This window comes from Azospirillum brasilense, from assembly GCF_001315015.1.
Taxonomy (GTDB): Bacteria; Pseudomonadota; Alphaproteobacteria; order Azospirillales; family Azospirillaceae; genus Azospirillum; species Azospirillum brasilense.
Window position 1 is genome coordinate 419,909 of record NZ_CP012914.1, and the last position, 11,321, is coordinate 431,229.

At 68.5% G+C, this 11,321-nt stretch carries 10 protein-coding genes; 5 read left to right on the forward strand and 5 right to left on the reverse strand.

The genetic code is table 11. From position 1 onward, the window contains the following. The first annotated feature begins 363 nt into the window (after window positions 1–363). Window positions 364–738 carry a hypothetical protein gene (locus tag AMK58_RS01895; RefSeq protein WP_137165165.1) on the forward strand — a complete coding sequence of 125 codons (375 nt, stop codon included), beginning with the start codon at window positions 364–366 and terminating at the stop codon, window positions 736–738. A gap of 78 nt (window positions 739–816) precedes the next feature. Here the strand turns inward: AMK58_RS01895 and AMK58_RS01900 are convergent, their stop codons facing one another. From AMK58_RS01900 to AMK58_RS01910, 3 genes are all read right to left on the reverse strand, one after another. Further along, window positions 817–1,605, reverse strand: a complete 789-nt coding sequence (locus AMK58_RS01900) for an ABC transporter ATP-binding protein (protein WP_059398541.1) — start codon at window positions 1,603–1,605, stop codon at window positions 817–819. 9 nt (window positions 1,606–1,614) lie between these two features. Further along, the gene (locus AMK58_RS01905; RefSeq protein WP_035669468.1) at window positions 1,615–2,403 is read right to left on the reverse strand and encodes an ABC transporter permease; all 789 of its coding nucleotides are present in this window, start codon (window positions 2,401–2,403) and stop codon (window positions 1,615–1,617) included. A 192-nt stretch (window positions 2,404–2,595) separates the two neighbouring features. Continuing rightward, window positions 2,596–3,546, reverse strand: a complete 951-nt coding sequence (locus AMK58_RS01910; protein WP_035669463.1) for an ABC transporter substrate-binding protein — start codon at window positions 3,544–3,546, stop codon at window positions 2,596–2,598. 289 nt (window positions 3,547–3,835) lie between these two features. Here AMK58_RS01910 and AMK58_RS01915 point away from each other — a divergent pair, with 289 nt between their 5' ends. Further along, entirely contained in the window at window positions 3,836–4,057 is a 222-nt protein-coding gene (locus AMK58_RS01915) for a hypothetical protein (RefSeq protein WP_035669461.1), read from the forward strand. Window positions 4,058–4,081: 24 nt separating this feature from the next. Here the strand turns inward: AMK58_RS01915 and AMK58_RS01920 are convergent, their stop codons facing one another. Both AMK58_RS01920 and AMK58_RS01925 read right to left on the reverse strand, forming a co-directional pair. Then, window positions 4,082–7,042 carry a PAS domain-containing protein gene (locus AMK58_RS01920; RefSeq protein WP_059398543.1) on the reverse strand — a complete coding sequence of 987 codons (2,961 nt, stop codon included), beginning with the start codon at window positions 7,040–7,042 and terminating at the stop codon, window positions 4,082–4,084. 326 nt (window positions 7,043–7,368) lie between these two features. Then, entirely contained in the window at window positions 7,369–7,551 is a 183-nt protein-coding gene (locus AMK58_RS01925) for a hypothetical protein (protein ID WP_035669446.1), read from the reverse strand. Window positions 7,552–7,784: 233 nt separating this feature from the next. On the opposite strand from AMK58_RS01925, the gene AMK58_RS01930 reads away from it, so the two are divergent. The 3 genes from AMK58_RS01930 to AMK58_RS01940 are packed head-to-tail and all read left to right on the forward strand — an operon-like array spanning window position 7,785 to window position 11,233. Next, window positions 7,785–9,458 carry a sensor histidine kinase gene (locus AMK58_RS01930; RefSeq protein ID WP_158283124.1) on the forward strand — a complete coding sequence of 558 codons (1,674 nt, stop codon included), beginning with the start codon at window positions 7,785–7,787 and terminating at the stop codon, window positions 9,456–9,458. A gap of 52 nt (window positions 9,459–9,510) precedes the next feature. Continuing rightward, window positions 9,511–10,509: an amidoligase family protein gene (locus AMK58_RS01935; RefSeq protein WP_035669444.1), complete on the forward strand. Its 999-nt coding sequence runs from the start codon at window positions 9,511–9,513 to the stop codon at window positions 10,507–10,509. A gap of 10 nt (window positions 10,510–10,519) precedes the next feature. Then, window positions 10,520–11,233, forward strand: coding sequence for a gamma-glutamyl-gamma-aminobutyrate hydrolase family protein (locus AMK58_RS01940; protein WP_035669442.1), 714 nt, complete (start codon window positions 10,520–10,522; stop codon window positions 11,231–11,233). Window positions 11,234–11,321: the final 88 nt, after the last annotated feature.

Here is an 11,321-nt window from a genome sequence, read left to right on the forward strand (position 1 = left end):
CGGCCAAGCCTGCGCTTGCGTCGCATGCTTACGGAATGAACACGCATTTGCGTGTGACTATTCCGGGGCAGAAAGCCATCCTTTTCATCCCTAAGAAAGTGGGCCTGACTCCTCCCTCTCCCTCGAAATAGGAATTTGTGAGCGCTCTGCAAAGCCAGGGGGAGCGGTGCTTGGTGAACGGTCGATAACTATAAAAATAATCTGGTTATTGCCTTTTTTACCATTGTCCCGCGTCGAATGGTTGCACTGATTTGGGGGTGTTTCCTCTTTACTTCATTCAGGGCGCGTGGAACGTTCAGTGTCCTAACGACCTGCGCGACATTGAGGACGCAGGCTCATCGGAAACGTCCCAGGATGCCCACCATGCTGCATCTTTCCCGACCGCAGGCGCTTGCGGCTCTCCCGGCGAGCCGTCCGAGTGACCGCCGTGAACGGCACCCGTTGCAGCCGGTCAGCGCCCATCCCTGCGCGCCGGCCTTCGAGCGCTCGGATGCGGCGATCCATCCAGCGGTTCCGGCCGTAAGCCAATCCACATCCCCGGTTCGCGCTGGCGGGGAACCGCTGGCCCGTGTCATCCGCTTGGCGACCACCGGCGTGTGGGTGGTGAAGCGCCATGGCCGGATGCTTGAAATTGACGGGCGGCTGCACTGGAACTGCCCGCGCACGCTCGCGTCGGACGCCGAGCGCGCCGGCGTCGTCCTGTCCGATCTGGTCGTGAACACCGGTCACCAGCTCTGATCCGGTGGTGGAAAAAGAAAGGAGCGGCGCCCGCCGGCGCCGCTCCCTCGCGTTCTCGGGTCCGGTGGGGAGCGCTGGTCAGCGCTCCATCGTCACGGCCTTGATGGTCTCGACGCGGATCTCCTCGGTCAGCCGTTCCTTGTAGGCGGCGAATTCCGGGGTGGTCTTGACCTTGTAGGAGCGGGGGTGCGGCAACTCGATGGGGATGTCGCACTTGATGCGGCCGGGGCGGGCCGACATCACCACGACGCGGCTGGCCATGAAAATGGCCTCGTCGATGTCGTGGGTGACGAACATCACCGTCTTGCGGTCAGCCTCCCAGATGCCGAGCAGCAACTCCTGCATCAGCTCGCGCGTCTGGTGGTCCAGCGCGCCGAACGGCTCGTCGAGCAGCAGCATCTTCGGGTCGTTGGCCAGCGCGCGGGCCAGCGCCGTGCGCTGCTGCATGCCGCCGGACAGCTGGGCGGGGTGGTGGTTCTCGAAGCCCTTCAACCCGACCTGGGCCAGGAAGCGGTCGGCGATCGCCAACTGCTCCGCCCGCGGCAGGCCGCGCTCGCGCAGGCCGAAGCAGACGTTGTCACGCACGGTCAGCCAGGGGAACAACGTGTAGGACTGGAACACCATGCCGCGGTCGGGGCCGGGGCCGGACACCGCCTCGCCCTCCAGCAGCACCTCGCCGGCGCTCGGCGTCTCCAGCCCGGCGACGATGCGCAGCAGCGTGGACTTGCCGCAGCCCGACGGCCCCAGGATGGTGATGAAATCGTTGTCGGCGACCTCCAGGCTCGTCGGCACCAGCGCGCGGGTGGGCGCCGTGCTGTTGCGGCCGGGGAAGGTCTTCTCGACGTTGCGGATGGACAGCTTGCTCATGGCCGGCGCTTATCGTCCTTTGGCCCACGGGAAGAGACGGGCGTTGAGCGCCCGGAACAGCAGGTCGGTGATCAGGCCGATCACGCCGATCACGAAGATGCCGAAGATCATCTGGCCGGTGTCCAGGAAGCGCTGGGCGTCGATGATCATGTGGCCGATGCCGCGCGACGCGCCCACCAACTCCGCCACGATCACGTAGGTCCAGGCCCAGCCGAGCACGAGGCGCAGCGCCTCGAAGATCTGCGGCGAGGCGGCGGGCAGCAGGACGCGCAGCACCACGCCGTCGCGCTTGGCGCCCAGCGTGTAGGCGGCCTCCACCAGATCGCTGCGGATGCCCGACACGATGACCGTCACCATGATGACGAGCTGGAAGACCGAGCCGATGAAGATGACCAGGACCTTCTGCAACTCGCCCACACCCGCCCACAGGATCAGCAGCGGGATGAAGGCCGAGGCCGGCAGGTAGCGGGCGAAGGACACGAAGGCCTCGAAGAAGGCCTCCACCGGCTTGAAGGCGCCCATCAGGATGCCCAGCGGCACCGCCAGGGCGGCGGCCATGGCGAAGCCGGCAAAGACGCGCCAGACGGTGACGGCGATGTCCTCGGCAAAGCCGAACTCCCGGAACAGCGCGATGCCCGCCGTCAGCGTGTCGCCGGGCGAGGCCAGGAACAGCGGCTTCACGAAGCCGCCGTAGGTGGCGATGCCCCAGCCCAGGAAGAACAGCACGAAACAGGCGATGCCCAGCACCGTGCGCAGCGCCGGAGCGACCGGCTTCAGCGGAGTGAAGAGGGGGGACATGGGATTGGTGGACCGTTGTCGGAATCTTATGAAAACACGGGCCCCCACCCTAACCCTCCCCCGCTCTCGGCGGACCTTCGGTCCGCCTGTCGCATCAGCGCAAACCTTTGGTTTGCGCGAGAGCTGCGCAGGGGAGGGGATAGCTCCCTCCCTTGCCGAAGGCGGGGAACGGGCTGGGGAGGGGGCAAGGACTTACTTCACGAAGGACGTATCGATCATGCTGTCCAGGCTCGGCGGCGCCTTGCGGATCAGCTTGGCCTCCAGCATCACGTCCTGGACCTCCTTGATGAAGGTCGGCATGGTCTTGGTCAGATACTCGACGTTGCCGGCCTTGTCGTACCAGCGCACGGTTTTGACGGAGGTGGCGAACTCCTCCGGCGTCTGGTTGATGTCGCGGGCCATGATCTCGAAGGCCTTCTTCTCGTCCGCCTTGATCGCGTCCAGCGCCTCGAACCAGCTGTCGACGAAGGCTTTCACGACCTTCGGGTTCTTCTGGATGTAGTCGGGCTGGAAGGCCAGCGTGTCGATGATGACGCCCGGCGTCTGGTCGGACGTGACGATGATCTTGCCATTGGCCTCGCGCACCTTGGACAGGTACGGCTCATAGGTCACGGCGGCGTCGAACTGGCCGGCGACGAAGGCGTTGGCGGCGTCGGGCGGCTGGAGGTTGACGGTCTGCAAATCGCCGATCGACATGCCGTTCTTCTTCAGCACGTAGGCCAGCCAGAACTGCGGCACGCCGCCATACTGCACGGCCACCTGCTTGCCCTTCAGATCGGCGAGGCCGTTGATTGCGTCGCGCACGACGATGCCGTCGCCGCCGTGCGAGCTGTCGAGCACCAGCACCTGCGTCACGTCCACGCCGGAGGAGGCGTAGAGCAGGTGGGTGTCCACCGTGGTGGTGATCGCCTGCACCTCACCCGCCGCCATCGCCTGGTGGCGGTTGGAGGTCGGCATCTTCTTGATCTCGACCTCGATGCCGTTCTTCTTGAAGATGCCCGTTTCCTTGGCCAGCGTGATCGGCGCGAAGCCGGTCCAGCCGCTCATCGCCACGGTCACCTTGGTCTGCGCCGAGGCGGAAACCGCGCACAGCCCGGCGACCGCCGCCGCCAGGGCTCCGGCCATCCACGACGTCTTCCTCATGATCCCCCGCTCCCCGTTCTGAAGGTGCCTTTTGATCGCGCCCGGCGGCGGACCGCCGCCCACGCATCCGTGTGCCGCATTGTGCACGCGCGCGGGGTGGGTGGGAAGGGATGGGCACCAGCTCGGCCGCAGAGCTGACCTTCGTCGGATGGTGCGAATGGAAACCCTTGCAACCAAAGGCTTATTGGGATGCTTGCGTGCCCAATCCATATACCAACTGAACAAACCGCGACGGGTGTATGCCGTTCTTTTGGGCACCACAGAGGGGAGGGCGGACAGGATGCGTTCCATGGACCCGATGAACCCGCCGATGACCGCGATGGACCGCCAGCGGACGCTGGACTATTTCGAACGACTCGGCCGGGACAAGGTGCGGCTGTACAGCGCCATCGACTGCGACCGTTACCTGGGCGGCTGGCAGGTGCGCGAGCTGGCCGACCAGTGGCTGGCCGAGAAGGCCGCCGAGGAACGCCCCGTGCCGCTGTGGCGACGGATCGTCCGGCGGCGCTGACGCTGCCGCACGTTCGTCCGCCGTTTACGCCGCTCCGGCGTTGGCCATCATCTTGCGCAGGTCGTTGGGGAAGACCGGCTTGTGCAGGATGCTGAAGCCTTTGCGGCGGGCCTCGTCCAGCCGTTCCGGGGCGGTGTCGCCGGTCAGGATGATGCCCGGCACGTCCTTGCCGACCAGACCCTGCACCGCGGCCAGAGCCTCCGGCCCGGTCCGCCCCTGCTGGAGCTGGTAGTCGGCCAGCACGATCTGCGGGCGGCGCCCGTCGGCGCGCAGCCGTTCCAGCGCCTGGTCGCCCGACCGCGCGGTCAGCACGCTGTAGCCCCAGCCTTCCAGCATCGCCTTCAGGCCGAGCAGGATGATCGCCTCGTCGTCGATGACCAGCACCATCCCCTTGGTCGCGCAGTCGTTGGCGGCCTGCCGGAAGAGGTCCATGGCGGGCGGCGGGACGGCGGCGCGGGGCTTCTCCACGACGACGCGCGGCATCTCCACCGAGAAGACGGAGCCGATCCCCTCCTTCGAGCGCACGCGCACGCGGTGGTCGAGCAGCTTCGACAAGCGCTTGACGATGGCGAGGCCGAGGCCCAGCCCGCGGTCGCCGCTGCCCTGGATCTGGGTGAATTCCTCGAAGATATCCTCCAGCCGGTCGGCGGGGATGCCGACGCCGCTGTCCCACACCTCGACGCGCAGCCGGTCGGGGCCGCTGCGGCGGCAACCGATCAGGATGCGGCCCTGGCGGGTGTAGCGCAGCGCGTTCTCGATCAGGTTGCGCAGGATGCGCTCCAGATGCGACGGGTCGGTGCGCACCCAGGCCCGCGTCGGGACGGCGCGCAGTTCCAGCCCCTTCTGGGCGGCGCGCGGCGCGTATTCGGCGACCAGACGGCCCAGGACCTGACCCAGCCGGACCTCCGCCGGGTTGGCGGCGATCTTGCCGGATTCCAGCCGCGACATGTCGAGCAGCCCGTCGAGCAAGCCCTTCAGCGTGTCCAGCGCTTGGCGCATGTTGTCGAGCAGCGGCAGGCTGGGGTGGCCCTGCAAGCGGTCGCCCAGCGCGGCGGCGAAGAGATAGAGCGACTGCACGGGCTGGCGCAGGTCGTGGCTGGCGACGGCCAGGAACTTGGACTTGCCGGCGGCGGCCTGCTCCGCCTCCTCCCGCGCGCGGCGCAGGTCGGCCTCGGCCTGCTTGCGGCCGGTCACGTCCACGGCGGCGCAGGTGATGCCGGCCAGCGCGCCGTCCGGGCCGCGCAGCGGGTCGATGGTCATGTCGTAGAAATGGTCCTGTCCGGCGTGGCGGATGCGGACCTCCTCGCGCACACCCTCGCCGGACTCCAGCGCGCGGCGCTTGACGGCGGTCAGGGCCTCGGCGTCGGCGGCGTCCTCGAACACCTCGAAATCCGTCCTCCCGACGACGCCTTCCGCCGTGAAGCCGGGGGCGGGGTTGTGCATCCAGGTGTAGCGCAGGGCGCAATCCTGATTGAACACCACGACGCCGGAGTTGCGCAGCGCCGTGCGGAAGCGCTCGTTGGCGACGCGCAGCGCTTCCTCGGTGGACTTGCGCTCGGTGATGTCGATGCCCGAGACGATCAGGTGGGTGATCCGCCCGTCGGCTCCGCGCATCGGGGTGACCCGCATTTCCATGATCGCCGCGCGGTCCCCGGCGATGCGCACCGGCGCGTCGAAGCGCGCGGAGTCGCCGTGGGCGGCGCGCTCCACCGCCGTGCGCAGGCGGTCGCCCGCGGCCCCGGCGAAGGCGCGCCGGCAGGCCTCGTGGAAGGGGTGGCCGACGATCTGCTCGACCGGCAGGCCGGCCGCCTGGACGGCGGTCTGGTTGACCTGCAGAACGTCGCCATCCGGGCTCAGCACGCCGACGAAGGTCGGCAGGGCGTCCAGAACGGCGCGCAGGTGCTCCTCCGAGCCGCGCAGCGCGCGCTCGCGGGCCTCCAGCGTCTCGGCCATGGCGTCGAAGGCGCGGCCGAGCTGGCCGATCTCCGACTTGCGGTCGACCAGACCGGCCCGCGCGCTGGAATTGCCGGCGCTCCACCCCTGGGTGGCGCGGATCAGCGCCTCGACCGGGCGGCGGATGAACAGGGTGCCGCCGACCCAAGCGGCCAGGATGGCGACCAGCAGCCCGGTCAGCGTCATCAGCAGGCCCTGGCGGGTGGCGCGGTCGATGGTGCCGGCCGCGGCCGTGTGGTCGAGTCCGACGCTGATGAACAGGTCGCGCGTGCCCTGGCGGGACGGCGAATAGGCCAGCACCCGCGCCACCCCGTCCATCCCCGGCAGGGTGGTGACGCCGCCGCGCGACTCGCCCAGCAGGTCCAGATAGGGCTGCGGCACGCGCTCCCCGCGCTGGGCGATGCCGTTGGGCAGCTTGACCAGGATGGTTCCGTTGCGGTCGGTGACCAGCAGGCTGGCGTTCTCGGGCAGCGGGCGCGCCGCGAAATTGGTGGCCAGCCAGGGCAGGTCGAGGCCGAGCGTCACCACGCCGGCGACCGTGCCGGCCTCGTCGCGGAAGGGAACCGCGAAGGGCAGCATGGCGGTACCGGGCTCCGCCGCCGGGCCGGGGGTCGTCCATTCGCCGACGACGAAGCGGCCTTCCTCCAGCGCGCGGCGGACATAAGGACGGTTGGCACCGGCGGTGGCGGCGCGGTCGGGCGTGGCGCTGCACAGGACGGCGCCGTCGCGGTCCAGGACGGTCAGGTTGCGGTATTCGGGAGCGCGTTGGGCCAGCCGGATCAGATGGGCCTGGCACTGGGTATAGTCGCCGGAACGCAGGGCGGCCGATTCCGCGATGGAGGTGACCATCAGACGCGCACCGTCGACGATCCGCGCCTGCTCCCCTTCGACCAGATGCAGCAGCCGCTCGGCCTGAGTCGCGACTTCCTCGGCGCGTTCCGCACGGAACTGGAACACGCTGTAGGCCTGGATGCCCAGGGCCGGCAGGACGGCCAGAAGCACCAGCAGGAAAAGGCGGGCCAGCAAGGTCATCGTGTCACAGGCTCCCATCGGGGGGGAAAGCAGCCGGAACCAAAAGTCCGCTATCGTTTCGCCTGTGTTCCGAATAACCTTTGCATGGTTAAATCGCAGTTAATGGGTGGGATTTATTTTCTTTCAGACCGGAAACACGTTGGATTTCCGCAGGCAATAAAGAGGTAGTTTGGGTGATGATGTTGAAGGTTTACTTTTGCATTTCTCCTAAAATTTTTTGAATTCCTGTCACCGAAGGGGGTAATCACCAATCCTTTCGATGGAGGAACAGACGCAGGTCGGTACCGGGCGCCTCCAGGACAAGGCACCCGGTGTGTCGTGGCGGATCAGGCCAGCGTATCCAAGCCCTGCGAACCACGCGGGGCCAGAGATGAAAAAGCCTTCTGCGCGCCCGACAGATCACCCGACTGACGCGCGCCGCTCATGCTTTGCACCTTGGACCGCGAATCATGGGCGCTCTGGATCCAACCGAGGTCGCCGGATGTGACGGCGTCCTTCAACAGATGCATGCCGTCGCGAATGTCCTTGCGCGGATGTCCCTGTCCTGTCCGGTCCGGCTCTGCGCGGCGTCCGGAAAATACTCTTCCGCAACCCTTTGGCGAAGCGCTACCTTGGGTGGATGGAGGTCTCCGCCACAACCCATGGGCCATGCGGGATGCGTGGCGCCGCTGAATCGGATCGCCCGCTTCCAGCGGAGCACGGTCGTGCTACAGTGTACGCCCCGCCGATCCGGAAGACCCGCTTGCCGTCGAAGTCCCATCACCGTCCGCTAATTCTTCTGGTGCTGGCCGCGCTGTTGCCGTTGGTGGTTCTGTCCGCGGTTCTCGGCGGCGCTTGGCTGCGGGGGCAGCAGAGCGCGATGGAGGCCAATGCCGTCGCACTGGTTGATCGGTTGTCCGCCCTGGTGGACCGTGAACTTTCCGCGCAGATGGACGCGTTGAAGGCGGTGGCGGCATCGCCCCTGCTGGACGGCTTGGCCGCGGGCGGTGAGGTCGATGCCGTGGCCTTCTTCGAATATGCCGAGCGGGTGCAGGGCGCGCTTCCGCTGTGGACAACCATCGTCCTCAGCGATGTCGGAGGAAACCGGCTGGTCGATGCCCCTTTCCTGGTTGCTGGCGTCAGGGGCAAGGTGCTGGACATGGACAGCCACCGGCGCGTGGTGGAGACGGGCAAGCCGGCGGTCGGCACGATCCTGCGCGGCCCGCGCGGCGTCCACGCCTTTCCCATCCGCGTTCCGGTGACGCGCAACGGCGCGCCGGTCGCCGTTCTATCGGCGGTGGTGATGCCGGAGGGTTTCCAAAGCCTGCTGTTCGGCAACAGTCTGCCACCGGGCTGGATCGCCGCGGTCATCGATGCCGAAGGACGTGTGGTGGCACGGGCCGGCGGTGAACCGGACATGATCGGGCGCCACGCCAGCGAAAACGCGCTCCGCGCCCGCCGCGCCGCCGGCAGCGGCGTCTATGACGGAATGAGCCTGGAGGGCACGCCGACGGTGGTCGCCTTCCGCGGGCTGCCCGATTACGGGTGGTCGGTTCACTTCGCCATCCCGCGGGATGCCTATCGGGCGCCGGTTTCCAACGCGCTGTGGCTGGCCGGGGCCGGGGCGCTGGCCAGCTTGATGATGGCCGGCGCCTTCCTGTGGCTCCTCGCCCGCGAATGGCGGCTGCGCCGCCGCGAGGAGGTGGCGCGGGAGGAAAGCCTGCGGCTGGAGGCTCTGGGCCGCATGACCGGCGGCGTCGCCCATGACATCGCCAATTTGCTGACCGTGGTGATGAGCGGCATCGCCGCCATCCGCAGCCGTCCCAAAGACCCGGAGCGCATCACCCGCGTGCTGCCCGAGATCGAGGGTGCGGTGGTGCGCGGGCAAGCGCTGATGCGGCAGATGGCCGCCTTCGGTCGCCGCAGCGTCTACGAGCCGGTGCCCTTCCGCCTTCAGGACCGCAAGGCGTCTTTGGAGGCCCTGCTGGCACGCTCCGCCGGCAGTGCGGTGGACACTGCCCTGATCGTTCCGGACGACCTCTGGCCCATCATCGCCGATCCGGACGCCATGGAGGTGGCGCTGCTCAATCTGGCGGTGAACGCGCGCGACGCCATGCCGGACGGTGGCACGCTGACCGTCATGGCGGAAAACCGTGGCCTGCCGGGTCGGCGGGGCGACAACACCGGGCTGTCAGGCGATTTCGTGGCGCTGGCCGTCCGCGACACCGGCACCGGCATTCCGCCGGAGCATCTGCGTCAAATCTTTGAACCCTTCTTCACCACCAAGCCGGATGGCAAGGGAACCGGGCTGGGGCTCAGCCAGGTTTTCGGCTTCGCCCGGCAGTCGGGCGGGACGGTCACGGTGACCAGCACGGTCGGGGCCGGCACCACCGTGACGCTCTATCTGCCGCGGGCGGCGGGCGACATCCCCGGCTGAACGGTCGGCGGCTGGGGAACCGCCATGCCGGGCGCGGTGTTGAACGGGCGCCATGAACACCGCATTCCGCACGCCCCCTCATTCCACCACGACGGACGGCGCCCCGCGCACGGTCGGCGTGGAGGTCGAGTTCGCCAACCTTGACGCCCCCTCCGCGGCGGCGGTGGTGCGCAGCCTTTACGGCGGCGTGCTGAAACCGGAGAGCGCGCATCGCTGCCGGGTGACCGGCACGCGGCTGGGCGATTTCGCGGTGGAGCTGGACATGCGCTCCGCGCACCCCAGCAAGGCGGAGGAGGCCGACGCCGGCCCGCTGGGAAAGGTGGTGAGCAAGGCGGTGGACGACGTGGTGGAGGCTCTGCGGCCCTGGTGGGGCAACATCGGCAGCCTCGTCATGCCGTTCGAGATCGCCGCCCCGCCCATTCCCATCGCCCGGCTGGCCGAGTTGGAACCCCTGTTCGCCGCATTGAGCGCCCAGGGAGCCGCCGGCACGGACGCCAGCCCGTTGTTCGCCTTTGGCCTGCATCTGAACCCGCAGGTGGCGCGCACCGACGGGGAGTATGTGCTGGACCATCTGAAGGCCTTTCTGCTGCTGGCCCCCTGGCTGCGCCGCGAGATCCGCGTGGACCCGACCCGGCGCCTGACCGGCTTCATCGCCGCTTTCCCGACGGACTACGCGGTGAAGGTCGTCGATCCCGCCTACCGTCCGGACCTCGACGGGCTGATCGGCGACTATCTGGAGGCCAACCCGACCCGCAACCGCGAACTGGACCTCTTCCCGCTGTTCGCCCATCTCGCCCCGGAGACGATGGCGGCCAAGCTCGCCGATCCGCATGTGCGGCCCCGCCCGACCTTCCACTACCGTCTGCCGAACGCCCGGCTGGGCGATCCGGATTGGAGCCTGGCCCAGGACTGGAACCGCTGGGTGGCGGTGGAGGAACTGGCGGCGGACCGCGACCGGCTCGACGCGCTGGGCACTGACTTCCGCGCCTTCGCCGCGCGCAAGGCGCTGGACGGCTGGGCCGCCGAGGCGGGCCGGCGTATCGCCGTCTGACGGGGGCGACATGGCCGCCTTCATCGCAAGGGGACGCCCCCTGATCGGAGTCACCGCGTCGGTGCATGGCAGCCGCATCGCTTGGTGGGCGAACCGTCTGGCGCTGCGCCGTGCCGGGGCGCGGGCGGTGCGCATCACGGCGCGCGACCCCTTCCCCATCGAGCGGCTGGACGGGCTGGTGGTTGGTGGCGGCGACGACATCGACGCTGCCCTCTACGGCGAGACCGCCCGCCCGAAGATGCGCATCGACCCGGAGCGTGACCGGCTGGAACTGTGCGCGCTGGACGGCGCGGCGGCGCGGCGGCTTCCCGTGCTGGGCATCTGCCGGGGGTCGCAGATGATCAACGTGCACCGCGGCGGCTCGCTTCTCACCGACATCCACGAGGTCTACGAGGAGGCCCCGCGCCTGCGCACCGTGCTGCCGCGCAAGCGCATCCGCATCGACCCGCGCAGCCATCTCTACCGCATCCTGGGCATCGCCGAATGCCGGGTGAACGCGCTGCACCATCAGGCGGTGGACCGGCTGGGCGATGGCCTGCGCGTGGTGGCGCGCGAGACGGTGGGGATCGTCCAGGGGATCGAGGCGGTCCATCACCCCTTCCTGATCGGGGTGCAGTGGCATCCCGAATATCTGGTGGCCGACCCGCGCCAGCAGGCGCTGTTCCGGACCCTCGCCGCCACCGCCGCCGGCACCGCCAGCCTGGAGGACGTCGCAGCTCTGTGACGGCTTCTTAACTGTTCGTTGTGCCACCATTTCCCTGGCGTGCGGAAGCGGTTATCCTAACGATCGGGCCGAACGGTCGGGGATTGGC